The sequence below is a fragment of the Phenylobacterium sp. genome (genome assembly GCF_004299445.1).
GTDB lineage: Bacteria > Pseudomonadota > Alphaproteobacteria > Caulobacterales > Caulobacteraceae > Phenylobacterium.
The window spans coordinates 42867-60933 of record NZ_SCTC01000063.1 but is presented as its reverse complement, the minus strand read 5'-3'; the positions used below and the strand labels follow the sequence as shown (position 1 = coordinate 60933).

13 protein-coding genes are annotated in these 18067 nt (G+C 69.2%); 7 read left to right on the top strand and 6 right to left on the bottom strand.

Annotated features, from left to right (window positions below; genetic code table 11):
• Positions 1-43 precede the first annotated feature (43 nt).
• Positions 44-337: a DUF1330 domain-containing protein gene (locus tag EPN98_RS16955; protein ID WP_293364090.1), complete on the bottom strand. Its 294-nt coding sequence runs from the start codon at positions 335-337 to the stop codon at positions 44-46.
• A gap of 45 nt (positions 338-382) precedes the next feature.
• Positions 383-1810: a carboxylesterase family protein gene (locus EPN98_RS16950; RefSeq protein ID WP_293364089.1), complete on the bottom strand. Its 1428-nt coding sequence runs from the start codon at positions 1808-1810 to the stop codon at positions 383-385.
• A 162-nt stretch (positions 1811-1972) separates the two neighbouring features.
• Here EPN98_RS16950 and EPN98_RS16945 point away from each other — a divergent pair, with 162 nt between their 5' ends.
• The 6 genes from EPN98_RS16945 to EPN98_RS16920 all read left to right on the top strand — a co-directional run bounded on the left by EPN98_RS16945 (position 1973) and on the right by EPN98_RS16920 (position 12858).
• Positions 1973-4156 carry a TonB-dependent receptor gene (locus tag EPN98_RS16945; RefSeq protein ID WP_293364088.1) on the top strand — a complete coding sequence of 728 codons (2184 nt, stop codon included), beginning with the start codon at positions 1973-1975 and terminating at the stop codon, positions 4154-4156.
• Positions 4157-4361: 205 nt separating this feature from the next.
• Positions 4362-5156 (top strand): protein imuA, encoded by a 795-nt coding sequence (locus tag EPN98_RS16940; protein WP_293364087.1) that lies wholly within the window; start codon positions 4362-4364, stop codon positions 5154-5156.
• A 136-nt stretch (positions 5157-5292) separates the two neighbouring features.
• The gene (locus tag EPN98_RS16935; protein WP_293364195.1) at positions 5293-6732 is read left to right on the top strand and encodes a DUF6504 family protein; all 1440 of its coding nucleotides are present in this window, start codon (positions 5293-5295) and stop codon (positions 6730-6732) included.
• Between the two features lie 15 nt (positions 6733-6747).
• The gene (locus EPN98_RS16930) at positions 6748-7152 is read left to right on the top strand and encodes a VOC family protein (protein ID WP_293364086.1); all 405 of its coding nucleotides are present in this window, start codon (positions 6748-6750) and stop codon (positions 7150-7152) included.
• Between the two features lie 169 nt (positions 7153-7321).
• Entirely contained in the window at positions 7322-10531 is a 3210-nt protein-coding gene (locus tag EPN98_RS16925) for an error-prone DNA polymerase (protein WP_293364085.1), read from the top strand.
• A 227-nt stretch (positions 10532-10758) separates the two neighbouring features.
• Positions 10759-12858 (top strand): ATP-binding protein, encoded by a 2100-nt coding sequence (locus tag EPN98_RS16920; protein WP_293364084.1) that lies wholly within the window; start codon positions 10759-10761, stop codon positions 12856-12858.
• A 56-nt stretch (positions 12859-12914) separates the two neighbouring features.
• Here EPN98_RS16920 and serA read toward each other — a convergent pair whose 3' ends face one another.
• Both serA and EPN98_RS16910 read right to left on the bottom strand, forming a co-directional pair.
• The gene (serA, locus tag EPN98_RS16915) at positions 12915-14489 is read right to left on the bottom strand and encodes a phosphoglycerate dehydrogenase (RefSeq protein WP_293364083.1); all 1575 of its coding nucleotides are present in this window, start codon (positions 14487-14489) and stop codon (positions 12915-12917) included.
• 123 nt (positions 14490-14612) lie between these two features.
• Complete coding sequence (locus tag EPN98_RS16910) at positions 14613-15785, bottom strand: phosphoserine transaminase (RefSeq protein WP_293364082.1); 1173 nt, start codon at positions 15783-15785, stop codon at positions 14613-14615.
• A 189-nt stretch (positions 15786-15974) separates the two neighbouring features.
• Between EPN98_RS16910 and EPN98_RS16905 the strand changes: the two genes are divergently transcribed.
• On the top strand, positions 15975-16868 hold the full coding sequence (locus EPN98_RS16905) for a DMT family transporter (protein WP_293364081.1): 894 nt from the start codon (positions 15975-15977) through the stop codon (positions 16866-16868).
• A 47-nt stretch (positions 16869-16915) separates the two neighbouring features.
• On the opposite strand, the gene EPN98_RS16900 is transcribed toward EPN98_RS16905, so the two are convergent.
• A complete protein-coding gene (locus tag EPN98_RS16900) occupies positions 16916-17362 on the bottom strand; it encodes a hypothetical protein (RefSeq protein WP_293364080.1) in 447 nt (148 codons plus the stop codon).
• Between the two features lie 88 nt (positions 17363-17450).
• Complete coding sequence (locus EPN98_RS16895; protein ID WP_293364079.1) at positions 17451-17786, bottom strand: hypothetical protein; 336 nt, start codon at positions 17784-17786, stop codon at positions 17451-17453.
• Positions 17787-18067 lie beyond the last annotated feature (281 nt).

Sequence of the window (18067 nt, the reverse complement as noted above, 5' to 3'; positions counted from 1 at the left end):
AAAAAGCGCATCGGCGGCGTGAGGTGGGGCCATTGCGGGCGCCTCAGCCCTCGTAGCCGTCGACGATGTAGACACGGCTGGTCGACGTCGCCTCCCGGATGGGCAGGATCGCCAGGTACTCGGGCGAGGTGCGCCAGGCCCGGGCCGCCTCGCGGCTTTCGAAACGCAGCACCACCAGCCGCTCGGGCGGCTCCGGGCCGTCCACCTGCTCGGGCGCCCCGCCCCGCACGACGTAGGCGCCCCCGTACTGGGCGAGGATCGCCGGCACCTGGCTGGAATAGGTCAGGAACCGCTCAGGCTCGGTGACGACGATTTCATTGATGACATAGGCGACCATGCGCCGAGGCTAGAAGCAGCCGCCACCGCCGCGCAACCGCGAGCGCTACTTCGGCGCGCCTGCGTCCTGCGCGTCGAGCTGCGCCTTACGGAACCCCTCACGCACGCCGCCGGGCGAGCCGAACTCCATGAGGCGGTCGCTCTCAGGCGAATACGCCGGCCAGTCCGAGCAGGGCGCCTGGGTCTTCGCGAAGGCGACCCAGCAGCCGTGCATGCGGGCAGCCATGGCGCGGTCCTCGTCGCTGACCACGCTCATCGGCGTACGGCGGCCCCAGTACTCGAACACGTACTGGATCTCGGCGGCGTGGGCCGCGCGGGTCATCCCGGGCCGGAAGCGGCTTCCGATGTAGCTGAAGTGATAGAGGTACGAGGGTTTCCCGCCCGCCGCCTTCGCCGCGATCCAGCGGGCCGGGGCGCCGAACACCCGGTCGGTGAATCGGTCGCGGTCGTCATTGCTGCGCAGTTGTTCGGCGGGCCCGACCAAGCCCCCGAAGGCTACTGTGTCTTCGCCCGAGTTCCAGCCGATCATCAGCGGAACGTCGGTCGCCCGGCCTCTGGCGAACGCCTGCCCCACGGTCAGCGTCATCAGCCGACCGTCCTGGAGCGGCCCATAGTCGCCGGCCAGCGGAACGAGCTTTTCGAAGGGGATCTCACGCAACTGGGCGGCCGTGGCGTCGGCGGGCGCACCGGCCCTGGCCAGCGCCTCGACCCCCGCCGCCTCGGCCTGCGCCAGCGACCGCCCTTCGGACCAGCCGCCGCCCGACTGGACGATCGCACCATTGAACAGGCCACGCGCGCCAGGCGTCGCCAGCAGCGCCAGCACGCTGGCCCCGCCCGCGCTTTCGCCGAAGACGGTGACGTTCTGCGGATCACCTCCAAAGGCGGCGATGTTGCGCTGGACCCACTTCAGCGCCGCGATCTGGTCCATCAGCCCGAAGTTCCCGGTGGGCTGGCCGCCCGCCGCCTTCGTCAGCGCCGGATGGGCCAGGTAGCCGAACGCGCCCAGACGGTAGTTGATCGAGACCAGCACCACGCCGTCGCGGGCGAAGTTCTGGCCGTCGTACACCCAGCCCGCGCCCACCCGGTGGCCGCCGCCGTGGATCCACACCATCACCGGCGCCTTCTTCGCGGTCTTCGGCGCGAAGACGTAGAGCTGCAGGCAGTCCTCCGACACCGGCCCGTTCGCGCCGCCGAAGGCGTTGGGCGTGCCGTCGGCGTTCATCGGCTGCGGGCAGGAGGGGCCGTTCTTGGTGGCGTCGCGTTCCCCGACCCACTTCGCCACCCGCTGCGGCGGCGCCCAACGCAACGGTCCCACCGGCGGGGCGGCGTAGGGCACGTTGCGGAACACCCGGGCGCGTTCGGTGGTCTCGCCCACGATCACGCCGCCCTCGACCTTCGCCGTCGCCTGGGTCTGCGCCATGGCCGCGCCTGCGGTCAGGAGCCAGGCCGCCGCCACCACCATCACACGCCGCATCGTTCGCCTCCCGTCTTGCGGGGCGGATTAGCCGAGGTTTTCCCCGCGGCCGCAACCGCAGGCATCGGCGCGGAAATTCCTTCGTCACAAAGTTGCCGCTACTGCACCCTTGAACTTCAGCTTGTGAGCGTGCTGCGGGGGCGGCGCGTTGGGGGACAATCATTGTTTCAGCGTTCGTTCTGGCTCGCGACCGCGGCCTTCGCGATCACGGGGTCCGCCGCGTTCGCTCAGACGCCGGCGCCCGTCCGACCTGCCGCGCCCAACGCGACCGCCCCCGGCCCCGCCGTCGGCGAGGTCGTGGTCGAGGGCACGGCGCCGCCGGTGCGCACCTCGATCGACCGCCAGAGCTACACCGTCGCGAACGATCTCCAGGCCACCACCGGCTCGATCAGCGACGCGCTGCGCAACGTCCCCTCGGTCGAGGTCGACGTGAACGGCAACGTCAGCCTGCGCGGGGACTCCAACGTCACCATCCTGATCGACGGAAAGCCATCGGGCCGCTTCAGGGGCGAGAACAAGGGCCAGGCGCTGCAGAGCCTGCCCGCGACCCAGATCGAGCGCGTGGAGGTGATCACCAACCCCTCGGCCGCCTTCAACCCCGAAGGCAGCGCCGGGATCATCAACCTCATTACGAAGAAGACCGCCAAGCCCGGCTTCGCCGGCAGCGTGCGCGCCAACGTGGGGTCCAGCGGCCGCCAGAACGGGGGCCTCAGCGTCTCGCGCAAGGAGGGGGAATTCACCTTCAGCGGCGATCTCTACCTGCGCCACGACTCCATCAAGCAGGTGTTCAACAGCGACCGCGAGTTCCAGGACCCGGCGGGACCCGGCTTCGTCACCCAGACCCTGCGCTCGGGCAGCACCGGCGCGGCCGACGTCCTGGGCCTGCGCGGCGGGGTCGATTACGATCCCGACGCCAGGACGCGGATCAGCCTCGAGCTCGACTACAGCGGCGTCGCGTTCGACACCAAACAGCTGGAAGCGCTGCGCCAGACCACGGCGGCCGGCGCCCCGCGAACGGCCTATGACAATGCGACCGCGCTTCGCCAGGATCGCGACAACCTCGAGGCCCAGGTCAGCTATCGCTACAAGTGGGCCGACGACCACGAGTTCACGGCCACCGCGTCGCGCGAACTGAGCAACGACGACCGGGATCGGCCGATCCTGCGCACCTTCCGGCTGCCGACCAACGGCTCGGCGTTCGAGCTCAGCCAGAACCGCAACCACTTCTGGTCCACCCGGCTGAAGGTCGACTACTCGCAGCCCCTGCCGGACGAGGCCAAGCTGAAGCTGGGCTATGCCTGGGACGCCGACGACAACGACTATGAGCTCACCTTCACCCGCGGCCCGGGCGCAGGCCCCTATGCCGTCGATCCGGTGCGCTCAAACCTGTTCCGCTTCGACCAGCAGGTGCACGCCGCCTACCTCACCTATGAGCGGCCGTTGGGCGACCTGACAGCGCTGGCGGGGCTGCGGGCCGAAGCCACCCAGATCGATCTGGACCAGGTGACCCAGGGCCTGAAGGCCTCGAACGACTATGTGCGGCTCTATCCGAGCCTGCACCTCACCTACAAGCTGAGCGACATCCAGCAGCTCAAGACCAGCTATTCGCGGCGCGTGCAGCGGCCGCAGGCGCAGGACTACAACCCGTTCCGCGTCTACGTGAACCCGACGAACCAGTTCCAGGGGAACCCGAACCTCAAGCCCCAGGTCACCGACTCGTTCGAGGCCGGGTACCAGTACCGCAAGCAGGGCGTGGTCCTGCTCGCCACGGGGTACTACCGCCGGACGCGGGACTCGGTGAACGATGTCTTCCAGGACCTGGGCGGCGGGGTGATCCTGCAGACCAAGGCCAACATCGGCCGCTCACAGAGCGCCGGCGTCGAGCTCGTGGCCAACGGACGCCTGCCGGGCAAGGTCACCTACAACATCAGCGGCAACGCGGTCTGGAACGAAATCGACGCCCGCGACCTCGGCTTCGGCTCGGGCGTGCGCTCGGCTTACACCGCCTTCGGCCGCGCCTCGCTGGGCTGGCAGGCTTCGGACAAGGACTTCCTGCAGGTGCAGGGCTTCGTGAACGGCAAGCAGCTGCTGTCGCAGGGCTACCGCAAGCCCCAGGGCGGGGTGAACCTGGGCTACCGCCACAAGTTCAACGACCAGTTCTCGGGCGTCGTCACCGTGCAGGACGTGTTGGGCACCCAGGGCTTCGCCTCGGTCATCGACACCCCGCTCTACCGCGAGCGCAACAAGTCCGACGCCAGGAACCGCGCCGTGCTGCTGGGCGTCACCTACACGTTCGGCGGCCGCCAGCGCGATCAGGGCTTCGACTTCGGCGGACCCGGCGGCTGATCCCTCCCCTTTATGGGGAGGGTGGACGGCCGCAGGCCGGCCGGGTGGGGAAGCGTTGATCCTCCCCGACCTCGGCGCTCCGACCCACACTTCCCCACCCTGGCCGCTTGGCGGCCTGTCCCTCCCCATAAAGGGGAGGGATGAGACGTTGACTCTGCTCGTTCCTGGTTTAGAACAAAAATGGAACAAAAGGAGTCCCAAAGCCATGTCCGATTTTCGCGCCAAGCGGATCGCCGCGCTGGTTGCGAAGGTCGCCGCGATCGAGAGCGGCGGGCGGGCGGACGCGGGCGTGCTGTCGTTCGGGGACGCGGCCCTGGACGGCAAGCTGGCGGGCGGCGGGCTGCCGTTGGGACGCTGGCATGAGATCACCGGCGCGGGGCTGGAGGCCGAGACCTCCGCCGCCCCGGCGGCCTATGCGGCGCTGATGGCGGCGCCGCTGGCGCTCAGAGGCGAGGCGGTATGGGTGCTGCGCCGCGACGACCTCTGGGCGCCTGGGCTGGCCGGGCTGGGCTTCCCGGTCGAGCGGCTGATCCAGGTGTGCGTCCGCGATGAGACCGAGGCGCTGGCGGTCATGGAGGACGCGCTGGCCACGGTCGGGATCTCGGCGGTGTTCGGCGAGGTCGAGGCGGTGGACCTGACCGCAGGGCGTCGGTTGCAGCTGGCCTGCGAGAAGCGCGGCGCTACGGGCTTCGTCATCAAGCGCCGGCCCTTCGGCGGGGTCGGCCGCAAGGAGGCCGCCGGCTCGATCGCGGCCACGCGGTGGCGGGTGGTCTCCGCGCCGTCCGAGCCGCCGGCCGGCGAATTCGGCCTGGGGAACCCGCGGTTCTCCGTGGCCCTCGAACGCAGCCGGGGCGGCCGCTCCGGCGCATGGATCCTCGAGGCCGATCAGGCCTATTCCTGGGAGGCAGGCGATGTCGCGCATCCTCTGCGCCTGGTCGCCGACCTGGGCGATCGCGAACTGGCGCCGGCGCAATCCCCCGCAGTCCGACGCGCCGCCTAGCGGAGGGCATCTGGGTCACCTCCCCTCCCCCTTGCGGGGAGGGGCCGGGGGTGGGGGTGCGCAAACCGGAACCTCAGCGCCGACACCCCCAACCCCTTCCCCGCAAGAGGGAAGGGGCTCTGAGCCCCCCTTCGCCCTGATCGAGACGGTGCGGCAGGTCCGGCGGCTGGCCGCGGTCAGCGTGGAGGCCTCTCGCCTGCGGCTGCACGTCGGGCAGAAGGCCACCGACGCCATGGCCCTGGTCCCCGAGCTGGCGACCGCCGACGTCGAGCCCGAGGCGGACGCCGCGGCCCTCACCGCCCTGGTCGACTGGTGCGTCCGCTTCTCGCCGGCGGTGGCGGCCGATGCGCCGGACGGACTGTTCCTCGACATCACCGGCGTCGCCCACCTGTGGGGCGGCGAGGCCGAGATGCTGGCCGACTTCCAGGGACGGCTGGCCCAGAACGCGCTGCCGTTCCGCGCAGCCATCGCCGACACCCCCGGCGCGGCCTGGGCCCTGGCCCACTTCGGTCGGGACGGGACGATCGCGCCCCCGGGCGGTCAGGGCGACCTGTTGAAGCCGATGCCGCCCGCGGCCCTGCGGCTCGAACCCGAGGCCGCCGCCCAGATCGAGCGGCTGGGGCTGCGCCGGGTGGGCCAGTTGATGGAGATTCCCCGTGCCCCCCTGGGCCGTCGGTTCGGCGCGCGCACGCTGGAACGGCTGGACCAGGCCCTGGGCCGCAGCGCCGAGGCGCTGCGCTATCGCCGCCCGCCCACGCCCTGGGTCGACCGGTTGGCTTTCTTCGAGCCCATCAGCGCGCCCGAGGACATGGCCCGCGTCACCCAGGACGCGGCGGCCAAGCTCTGCGCCCGGCTGGAGGCCGGCGGCCATGGCGCGCGCCGGTTCGAGATCGCCTTCCACAGGGTGGACGGGAAAACGCTGCCGCTCACCATCGGTCTGTCGCTGGCCGGCCGCGACGCGCGCCGCATCGCGCGGCTGTTCCAGCCCAAGCTGGAGACGGTCGACCCCGGCTTCGGCATCGAGTCGGTGACGATCTGCGCCTATGCCGTCGAGGCGGTGTCGGGCCGCCAGGCGCGCATCGAGACCGGGCCGGAGGCGGCGGTGGAGGATGGCCTGGCCCCCCTGGTCGACCGGCTGGTGAACCGCCTGGGGTCTGAGCGGGTGTGGCGGGCGGCGCCCGTGGAAACCCATGTCCCCGAGCAGGCGGTGGGCCGCCAGCCCGCTCTGGGGGCGCCTCTCTCCGAAGCCCGCCCTTGGGACCGCGAGACGCCCCGCCCGGTCCGTCTTTTCCGCCGGCCCGAGCCCCTGGAGCAGGTGTTCGCGCTGCTGCCCGACGACCCGCCCCGGCAGTTCCGCTGGCGGGGCCGCGTGCATCAGGTGCGTCGCGCCGAGGGCCCCGAACGGATCGGCGAGGAATGGTGGCGGCGCGAGATCGGCGACATCTCGATCACCCACGTCCGCGACTACTACCGCGTGGAGGATCAGGACGGCGGCCGCTTCTGGCTGTTCCGCGCCGGCCTCTACGGCGACCCCGACGCCCCGGCCAAGTGGTGGCTGCACGGCCTGTTCGCCTGAACTCGAGGAGACCCCATGAAGCCCAAGATCAGCCTCATCACCTTCGGCGTCCACGACCTGCCTCGCATGCTCGCATTCTACCGCGACGGCCTGGGCTTCCCGACCCACAACTACACGCCCGGCGACGACATGGTGATGTTCCGCCTAGAGGGGACATGGCTGGGCCTCTACCCGCGCGAAGCCTCCGCGGCCGACGCCGGCGTCTCGTCTGAAGGCTCCGGGCCCGGCGGGGTCGTGCTGTCTCACAACGCGCCCTCGAAGGCTGCCGTCGATGGCGTCTTCGCCAAGGCGCTGACGGCCGGCGCGACAGCCTTGAAGCCGCCGCAGGACGTCTTCTGGGGCGGCTACTCCGGCTACTTCGCCGACCCCGAAGGCAACCGCTGGGAGGTGGCCTTCAACCCGTTCACCGACCTGACGTGAGACACGCCCCGGGCGTATCAGCGCCAACAAGATTCAAAACACAGAAAACACGGAAAACACAGAAGGGCCGGGGATGCCCTGCGGCTCGGCCCCAGCTCGCCCCTTCCGTGTTTTCTGTGTTTTCCGTGGTTCAAAAAACTGCGCCTGCGGCGCGCTGTTAGGCCGTCACATGACCCGCTACGCCGAGCTGCAGACGACGACGAACTTCTCGTTCCTGCGCGGGGCGTCGCATCCGTGGGAGCTGGTCACCGGGGCCGATGCGCTGGGGTTGGAGGCCATCGGCATCTGCGACCGCAACAGCCTGGCCGGGGTGGTGCGGGCGTGGCGGCAGATGCAGGAGTTGCGCGAGAGCGGCTCGAAGATCCGCGCGCTCACAGGCTGCCGGCTCGACTTCGTCGACGGCACGCCCAGCCTGATCGTCTATCCCTCCGACCGCGAGGCCTATGGCCGGCTTACCAAGCTGCTCACCGCCGGCCAGATGCGCTCGCAGAAGGGCGAGTGCGAGCTGCACTGGGAAGACTTCGCCGCCCATGCGCAGGGCCAGCTCACGCTGGTGGTCCCGCCCGACCGGCTGGACGACGCGTTCGAAGGCGAGCTGCGCCGGCTGACCCACGAACTGCCCGACGTCTGGCTGGCGGCCTCGCGCCGCTATGGCCCCCGCGACCTGCACCGCCTGAGCCAGCTGGGCGCGCTCTGCGAACGCAGCGGGATGGCGATGGTCGCCACCAACGACGTCCACTACCACGGGCCCGAGCGGCGCCCGTTGCAGGACGTGCTGACCTGCATCCGCGAGACCTGCACCATCCACGAGGCCGGCCTGCGCCTGGCCGCCAACGGCGAGCGCCACCTGAAGCCGGGGGCCGAGATGGCCCGCCTGTTCGCCCGCTTCCCCGGCGCGATCGAACGTACGGTCGAGATCGCCCAGCGCGTCGGATTCGACCTGGACCAGCTGCGCTACGAATACCCCGATGAGCCCGTGCCGCCCGGCAAGACGGCGATCCAGCACCTGAGCGACCTGAGCTGGGCGGGGGCCGCGTGGCGCTATCCCAAGGGCGTGCCCGACAAGGTGAAGCGCCTCGTCGCCCACGAGCTCGCCCTCATCGAGAAGCTGGACTACCCCAACTACTTCCTGACCGTGCACGACATCGTCCGCTGGGCGCGCGAGCAGGGCATCCTCTGCCAGGGCCGCGGCTCGGCGGCCAACTCCTGCGTCTGCTTCTGCCTGGGGATCACCTCGGTCGATCCGACCAAGGAGGATCAGGACCTGCTCTTCTCGCGCTTCATTTCCGAGAACCGCAACGAGCCCCCCGACATCGACGTCGATTTCGAGCACGAGCGGCGCGAGGAGGTGATGCAGTATGTCTACCGTCGCTATGGCCGCGACCGCGCCGCCATCGTCGCCACCGTCATCCACTACCGCCCGCGCATGGCGATCCGCCAGGTGGGCAAGGCGCTGGGCCTGACCGAGGACATCACCGCGGCGCTGGCCAACACCGTCTGGGGCAGCTGGGGCGACGAAATCCCCGAAGACCACATCCGTCAGACGGGTCTCGATCCCAACGCCCCCGAAATCCGCCGCGCCACGGCGCTGGCCCAGGAGCTGATCGGCTTCCCGCGCCACCTGTCGCAGCACGTGGGCGGCTACGTGCTGACCAAGCGCCGGTTGGACGAGACCGTGCCCATCGGCAACGCCGCCATGGAGGACCGCACCTTCATCGAATGGGACAAGGACGACATCGACGCCCTGAAGCTGATGAAGGTCGATGTCCTGGCGCTGGGCATGCTGACCGCGCTGCGCAAGAGCTTCGCCCTGCTGCCGCCCATCGACGGCCGCGAGGTCACCGACGTCGCCCACATCCCGCAGGAAGACCCCGCGGTCTACGACATGCTCTGCAAGGCCGATTCGGTGGGCGTCTTCCAGGTCGAGAGCCGCGCTCAGATGTCGATGCTGCCCCGCCTGAAGCCACGGAAGTTCTACGACCTGGTGATCGAGGTTGCGATCGTCCGGCCGGGGCCGATCCAGGGCAACATGGTCCACCCCTACCTCAAGCGCCGCAACGGCGAGGAGCCCGTCACCTATCCCGAGCCGCACCCCGACCATGGCGACAAGGACGAGCTGCGCGAGATCCTTGAGAAGACCAAGGGCGTGCCGCTCTTCCAGGAACAGGCCATGCGCGTGGCCATCGTGGCGGCGAAGTTCACCGACGACGAGGCCGACCGGCTGCGGCGTTCCATGGCGACCTTCCGCAACATCGGCACCATCGGCGAGCACGGGCTGAAGTTCGTGAAGGGGATGGTCGACCGCGGCTACGACCGCGAGTTCGCCGAGCGGTGCTTCCAGCAGATCGAGGGCTTCGGCTCGTACGGCTTCCCCGAGAGCCACGCGATCAGCTTCGCGATCCTGGTCTATGTGTCGGCCTGGGTGAAGCACCACTGGCCTGACGCCTTCCTGGTGGGCCTGCTCAACAGCCAGCCGATGGGCTTCTACCAGCCCGCCCAACTGGTGCGCGACGCCCGCGAGCACGGCGTCGAGGTGCGTCCCCCCGACGTGATGTTCAGCGACTGGGACAGCACGCTCGAGGAGAAGGACGATCCGGGCGAGCGGCTGCGCCCCGTCCGCCTGGGGCTGCATCAGATCAAGGGCCTGAAGGAGAAGGCCGACGGCGCCGCCCTGGTCCGGGCCCGGGCGGCCGGCGCCCGGAGCGTCCAGGACTTCGCGCGGCTGGGCGGGTTCAGCCGCCGCTCACTGGAGCTGCTGGCCGAGGCCGACGCCTTCCGCAGTCTGGGCGTCACCCGGCGCGAGGCGCTATGGGCCGTAAAGGGCCTGGCCGGCGAATGGAACGCCGCGAAGGCCGCGCCCCTGCTGCTGCGCCAGAAGACCAGGGAGGCCCAGGTCCAGCTGCCGTTCATGAGCGCCTCGCAGGGGGTGGCCGAGGACTACCGCACCACCAGCCTGTCGCTGCGGGCCCACCCCGTGGACTTTTTCCGCGAGGCCCTGGCGCAGCAGGGGATCGTGCCCTGCGTGGCGCTGAAGACGGCGCGCGACAAGCGCAGGCTGGCGGTGGCGGGCCTGGTGCTGGTGCGCCAGCGGCCGGGGACCGCCAAGGGCGTCACCTTCATGACCCTCGAGGACGAGACCGGCATCGCCAACATCGTCGTCTGGCGCGACGTCTTCGAGGCCCACCGGCGGCTGGTGATGACCTCGTCGTTCCTGGTCGTCCACGGCCAGGTGCAGAGCGTCGAGGGCGTGGTCCACGTGGTGGCCGAGCGGTTCGAGGACCTCTCGGGTCAGCTCTCGAAACTGCGCGAGGACGGCGCCGAGATCGCCGCCCGCTCCAACGTCACCGGCGCGCTGATCCGCAGCCGGGATTTTCACTGATCCGAGGGCAATTGACCGAAACTTCGGTATGCCCCTAAGCTTCCAGCAAGGGGGAGCGACGGGGCCGGACGAGCCTCCCCATCATGCCGGGCGAACCTGGCTGGGAGGATCCTTCACCATGGCCGTCATCATCGATCGCCCCGTCATCCCCGCCGCCACGTCCGGCCGGACAGCGCCGCTGTCGGCGCCTTAAGGCTTAATTCGCCCTCGGATTGTAGGGTTACCTGATGCAAGGCGTCGCGGCAGAGCAGGTGCGACAGGCAGACAGGCGCCCGGCCCGGGCCCTTGTCGCCGCTGTCCTATGCCTGGGCTACGTGCTCAACCTGTGGCTCACCAACGTGCTGCGACAGCACGCGGGCGGCGTCGACACGATCTGGACAGCGAACGCCTTTGTCATCGGGGCCGTCCTGCTGTCGCCGCGCCGCTGGACGCTGGCGTGTCTCGCCGCCGGCTTCGCGATCCAGTCGGCCATGGTGTACGCCTTTTCCCACTCCGCGTTCGACGCGCTGGCCTTCTCGTTGCTGAACACCGTCGAGGCGGTGGTCGTGGTCACGCTGGCGCGCCGTCTCAATGCGGTGCGTCTCACCACGCCGGGACGCTTCGCGCGCCTGATCTTCATCGCCCTCCTCCCGATGCTGGTGGCGGGCACGCTGGTTCTGAGCCTCGTCGTCATGGCGATGAGCGGCGAGTTCCCGGTCGAGATGGCGTTGAGCCGCCTGGCCGCGAAGTTCCTCGGCATGTCGCTGATGCTTCCCGCCATCCTGCTGCTGGGCCAGCGGGCCGCACCGGCCAACAGCCGCACCCGCGGGTGGGAGCCGTTCGCCGCGGTCATTCTGCTGCTTGGCGTGGGCAGCCTGGTCTCCACGCCATTCGCGGGGCTGGCGCTGCTGGCGATCTTTCCGATCATCGCCGTGATAGGCCTGCGCTTGGGTCCGCGCGCCGTCACCCTGGCCATGGCCCTGATCACCAGCATCGTGCTGGTGTTCGCCGTCGTCCTGGACTCGCCCGCGATGATCGCCGGGAACAAGACCCCGGGCGGACGGATCAACATGATCCAGCTCTACCTGGCGATGGTGTTCGCCACCGGCCTCATCACCGGCCTCATGGCTACCCATCAGCAGCGCCTGCGCGCCATTCTCACCAACCGCGCCAGGAGCGACCGCCGCGCGCGCGACCGGGCCCAGGCCGCATCGGTGTCCAAGACCGAATTCCTGGCCACCATGAGCCACGAGATCCGCACGCCCCTGAACTCGATCATCGGTTTTGCCCAGCTGCTCGAGCGCGCCGATCTGCCCGACTCCGCCCGCCAGCAGGTGGGGGTGATCCGCCGCTCGGGCGACGCGCTGCTGACGGTGGTCAACGACATCCTCGACTTCTCCAAGGTCGAGGCGGGCCGCATCTCGCTGGATCCCAAACCCATCCAGCTGGCGACCGTGTGCCGCGACGCCCTGGCCATCGTGGCCGAGTCGGCCGAGCGAAAGGGCCTGGCGCTGGATATGGAGTCCACGGGCCCCGCCGACCTGGCCCATGTCTGCGACGACCACCGCCTGTGCCAGGTGCTGCTCAACTTCCTCAACAATGCGGTGAAGTTCACGGACCGCGGCGGCGTCACCCTGAAGCTCGACATCCAACCCGAAGGTCCCTCCGACCGCGTCCGCATCGCGGTCGTGGACACCGGCGTGGGCATCGCCCTCGACGCGCAGCCCACCCTGTTCGACCGTTTTCAGCAGGTCGACAGCTCGATCAGCCGGACGCACGGGGGCACCGGCCTGGGTCTCGCGATCTGCAAGGGTCTGGTCGAGGCGATGGGCGGCCGGATCGGCGTCATCTCCGCGCCCGGCAAGGGCTCCGAGTTCTGGTTGGACGTCAGCCTCCCACGTGCGCAGGCTCAGGAACTGGCCGAAGCGCAACAGCCTCGCGAAGCCCTGCCGGCGGCCCAGATCCTGCTGGTCGACGACCATCCCATGAACCGTGACCTGGGGGTGGCCGTCCTGGCCATGCTGGGGTGCGCGGTCGACGTCGCCTGCGACGGGCGCGAGGCGGTCGATGCGGCGCGCATGAAGCGCTACGACGCCATCCTGATGGACGTGCACATGCCTGGCATGGACGGCCTGGCGGCCACGCGGGCGATACGGGCCCTCGACGGACCGTTCAGCCGCACGCCGATCATAGCCATGAGCGCCGACGTGCTGCCCGAACAGGTGGCGCGGATGCAGGCCGCAGGCATGGTCGACAGCGTGGAGAAGCCGATCAGCCTGGAGGCGCTGCACGCTTGCCTCTCGCGATGGGTCGGCCGCGACAGCGACGGGGCGGAAGTCGCCGCCTGAGGTAGCCGGCGCAAGCCTCAAGGCTCACGCCGGCTCGGCCGGTCAGACGTTCCGGGTCAGAAGCTCAGCGCGCGGGCTTCCTTCACGTGGGGCAGGGCCTGGATCTTGGCCAGCAACTTGGCGTCCGGGGCTTGATCCACGCCCACCAGGGCGATGGCGTCATCGCCGGCGTCGATGCGGCCCAGGTTGAACGTGGCGATGTTCACGCCCGCCTCGCCCAGCAGGCCGCCCAACGCGCCGATGAAGCCCGGCTTGTCCAGGTTGTTGACGTAGAGCATGCGCGGCAGGAACGGGGCGTCCAGCTCCATGCCCTTGACCTCGACGATGCGCGGCGCGCCCGCCATCACCGTCCCGGCGAACGAGCGCTTGCCCTTTTCGGTGGTGACCGTGATCCGCATCAGGCTGTCATAGATCGGCGAGCTCTCCTGGCGGCTCTCCGAAACGGTGATGCCGCGCTCCTTCGCCACCGCCGGCGCCGAGACCATATTGATCTCGGCCAGCATGGGCCGCATCACGCCGGCCAGCGCCGCGGCGCTCATGGGCTTGGTGTTGAGCTTGGAGACCTCGCCCTCGAACGCGATGTCCACGGCCTTGATCCCGTAGTCAAGCATCTGGCCGGCCAGGGCGCCCAGCTTCTCGGCCAGGGCCACGAAGGGCTTCAGACGGGGGGCTTCCTCGGCGGTGACCGAGGGGCTGTTGAGCGCATTGGTCACCGCGCCGGTCAGCAGGTAGTCGCTGATCTGCTCGGCCACCTGCAGCGCCACGTTCTCCTGGGCCTCGTTGGTCGAGGCGCCCAGGTGAGGCGTGGCCACGAAGTTGGGCGCGCCGAACAGCACGTTCTCCTTGGCCGGTTCCGACGAGAACACGTCGAAGCCCGCCGCGCCGATGTGGCCGCTCTCCAGGCCGGCGCGCAGGGCCGCCTCGTCCACCAGGCCGCCGCGGGCGCAGTTGACGATCATCACGCCCTTCTTGGTCTTGGCCAGGTTCTCGGCCGACAGGATGTTGCGGGTCTTGTCGGTGAGCGGGGTGTGCAGGGTGATGAAGTCGGCGCGGGCCAGCAGCTCGTCCAGCTCGACCTTTTCCACGCCCATCTCCACCGCGCGCTCTGGCGACAGGAACGGGTCGTAGGCCACCACCTTCATCTTCAGGCCCAGCGCCCGGTCGGCGACGATGCCGCCGATATTGCCGGCGCCGATCAGGCCCAGGGTCTTGGCGTAGAGCTCCACGCCCATGAAGCGGCTCTTCTCCCACTTGCCGGCTTGGGTGGAGGCGTCGGCGGCGGGCATCTGGCGGGCCAGGGCGAACATCATCGCGATGGCGTGCTCGGCCGTGGTGATCGAGTTGCCGAAGGGGGTGTTCATCACCACCACGCCGGCGGCGGTGGCGGCCGGAATGTCGATGTTGTCGACGCCGATGCCGGCGCGGCCGATCACCTTCAATTTCTTGGCCGCGGCGATCACGTCCTTGTTGGGCTTGGTGTCCGAGCGGACGACCAGGCCGTCGTAGTCGCCGATGATGGCGATCAGCTCGTCCTTCGAGAGGCCGGTCTTGATGTCGGTGTCGATGCCGCGCTGCTTGAAAATGTCGACGGCGGCGGGGCTGAGGCTGTCAGCGATGAGAACGCGGGGCATATCGGAGCTCCATGTCCCCTCCCCCTTGCGGGGAGGGGTTGGGGGTTGGGGTGCGAGCGGGGAAAGGCGGGTGTTTCACCCCCATCCCCAGCGCTTCCCCGCTAGGGGGAAGGGTGCAGTGGGTCAGGCGGCGGCTTGCAGGTCGGCGAGGACCGAGGCGAAGGCCCAGTCGAGCCAGGGCGTGAGCGCATCCACATCGGACGTCTCTACCGTGGCGCCGCACCAGATCCGCAGGCCGGGAGGGGCGTCGCGGTAGCCGCCGATGTCGAGGGCGACGCCCTCCTTCTCCAACAGCGCGGCCAGCTTCTTGGCGAAGTCGGCCTGGGCGTCATCCGACAGCGCGGCGACCTGGGCGTCGACCACCTTCAGGCACACCGAGGTGTTCGAACGCGTGGCCGGGTCCTGGGCCAGGAAGTCCACCCACGGCGTCTTGGCGACCCAGTCGGCGAGGACCGCCAGGTTGGCGTCGGCCCGGCGCTGCATTTCCGGCAGGCCGCCGATGGCGTCGGCCCAGCGCAGCGCATCGATGGCGTCTTCCACGCACAGCATGGACGGCGTGTTGATGGTGGCGCCCGCGAAGATCTCGAGGTCCACCTTGCCGTTCTTGGTCATGCGGAACAGCTTCGGCATCGGCCAGGCCGGCGTGTGGCTTTCCAGCCGGGCCACCGCGCGCGGGCCCAGGATCAGGACGCCGTGCGCGCCTTCGCCGCCGAGCGCCTTCTGCCACGAGAAGGTGACGACATCGAGCTTGGCCCAGTCGAGCTGCTGGGCGAACGCCGCCGAGGTGGCGTCGCAGATCGTGATCCCCTCGCGGTCGGCCGCGATGAAGTCGGCGTTGGGGACGCGGACGCCCGAGGTGGTGCCGTTCCAGGTGAAGACCAGGTCCGCATCCTTGCGCACCTTGGTCAGGTCGGGCAGCTGGCCATAGGGCGCCGAGAGCACCTCGGCGTCGATCTTCAGCTGCTTGGTGACGTCGGTCACCCAGTCCTTGCCGAAGCTCTCGAAAGCCAGCAGCTGGACGGGCTTGGGGCCCAGCATCGACCACAGCGCCATCTCGACGGCGCCGGTATCCGAACCGGCCACGATGCCGACGTGGAAGTCGTCCGGGACTTGCAGCACGGCGCGCGTGCGGTCGATGGCGTCCTTGAGGCGCGCCTTGCCCAGCTTGGAGCGGTGCGAGCGGCCGAGGACGGCGTTGCTGAGGTTTTCGGGGGTCCATCCGGGGCGCTTGGCGCACGGGCCGGAAGAGAACTCGGGACGAGCCGGACGCATGGCCGGCTTCGGCAGGGTATTCATAGCGATGTCTCCCATCCTTGCAGATGAGCAGCGCCCCGTTGGGGGGGCGTGGCCCGCGGGCCAAGAGCCTCGGTTTGCGCTGCAGCGCAAGAAAAACTTTCCTAACAAGCGCTGAAGCAGGGCTGATCGGGGGCCTTCGCCGAGGGCGCGGGGTGGCCCTCGCTGCGACGATGTGATCCAAGCGCCGCTATGCAATCGCGGGCGTTCGACTGGGTGGTGATGGCCCTGCTGGTGGCCATCTGGGGCTCCGGCTTCGCCTTCCTGAAGGTGGCGACCCAGCACATCGACCCGCTGTGGACCTCGGCGATCCGAACCGGCGTGGCGACGCTCACCCTCGCGGCGGCCATGCTGTTGCAGGGCCAGCGCCCGCCGCCGCTCCGTCATCCGGCCTGGCGGACCTATCTGTTCCTGGGCGCCGTCGGAATGGCCATCCCGTTGGGCTTCTTCGCCTTCGCGTCCCAGAGAACGCCAAGCGCCGTGGTGGCGATCTGCAACGGCGCCTCGCCCATCTTCACCGGCGTGCTGGCCCACATGTTCCTGGCGGGCGACCGGCTGACGGTGCGCAAGACGCTGGGCATCATGGTTGGCTTCGCCGGTCTCACGACCCTGGTCGCCCCACGTCTGCTCGAAGGCGCCTCGGTGGAAGCGATGGCCCTCGCCGCGGCGCTCTTCGGCTCGTTCCTCTATGCGATCGCGAACGTCGCCACCCGCACGGCGCCCTATGTCACGCCGACGGTGGGCGCGTTCATGATGTGCGCCTGGGCCTTTGTCACCGCGCTGGGTCTCGCGGTCGCGTTCGAACCGCCGCCGGCCTGGCCGATCCCCACGCCTTCACTGGTCGCCGTCCTGACCCTGGGCGCCATCTCCACGGGCCTGTCGAACATCGGCTACGTCTTCCTGGTCCAGCGGCGCGGGCCGCTGTTCATGTCGATGTCGATCTATCTGGCGCCCTGCATCGCCACCGGCCTGGGGATGGCGGCCCTGGGCGAGCGACCGGGCTGGCCGGCGTTTGTCGCCCTGGGGTTGATCCTTGTCGGTGTCGGGCTGGCGACGATGACGCCGCGGCGCGCCCAGCCGACCTGATCGTCGGACGGCCGAGATCGGGCGTCACGGCCCCAGGCTCGAACAACTCAGGGTGTTGTCGACGCCGTGCTGGCGGCTTTGCGGCGGTTTATCACGCGGCGGCGCCAGGCCACGATCGTGCCGATGATGAGGCACGAGACGATGCCCAGGTAGTCCACGTTGTTGATCAGCGCGCGCAGGAAATCCGGCTTCCGCTCGGTCACGATGTAGAACGAATGCATGGCGAACTGCGCGGCGTAGAACAGCATCACGCCGCCCATCCAGAGCGCGCCGTATCGGACCGTGACGCCCAGCAGCAGCAGCGCGGTCAGGCCGTCGTTGACGAGGCGGATCTGGTCGTTGAGGCCCGGCGCGACCAGATGGCCGGTCTGGCCGATCACCACATTCGCCAGCACGGCGAGCGCGCCCATGCGTTCGGCCCGGCCGCCCTTCCACAATGCGAAGAGGCAGCAGAGGATCGCGAAAGTGTTCAGGATCAGCCGCAGATCAAACATGATTGAGCGCCCCTAATCAGGATTAGAGGCGCCCAACCAGTTAATCTATTGCAATGATCAGTCAGAAAATCGACCGATCTGCGGTCGGTCAGCCGACGTCCCGCATCACCGTCTGCTCGCGCGCGGCGCCTTCGACCGGCTTGTTCTCGAAGTCCATCTTCGTGCGGATGCCGAGACGGAGCTTCGCGTCGTTGAGCTCGGTGTGGACAGCCACCATGGCGGTGCGAGCTTCGCTCAGCGCCTTGAGAGCTTCCATCATCTTCACTTGCACGTCGTCGGCGAACACCAGCGAGGTGTTCACGTCCTTACGAGCCTTGAGCATTTCGCTCATCAGCTCGGACGCTTCGACCATCGCGCTGTCGACCGCTGCTTCGGTTTCGAAGAGCTTCTTGGCCACGCGCTTGGCCACAAAAATCTTGTCCATGTGGATACACCCCTTGAGAGAACCCGACACCCGTTAAGGTAAAGCAAAGGTTACCGCGCACGCAACTGACTCATCGGTTGTTAACCATATTTATTCCCGTGGCGGGTGGTATCGTGGCGCCAAAAGCACAGTTAGGCGGGACCACGCTGGGTTGAAATCGGTCTTGGAAGCGAAGCGTTAGCACCTTGCGCGCTATCCGTTGTGCATGGGCCTATTGGGGGACCACCTCGAAGACGAGGCGCCGCGAGCGTCGGCGCCGACAGCGACGTTCCACGCGCGAG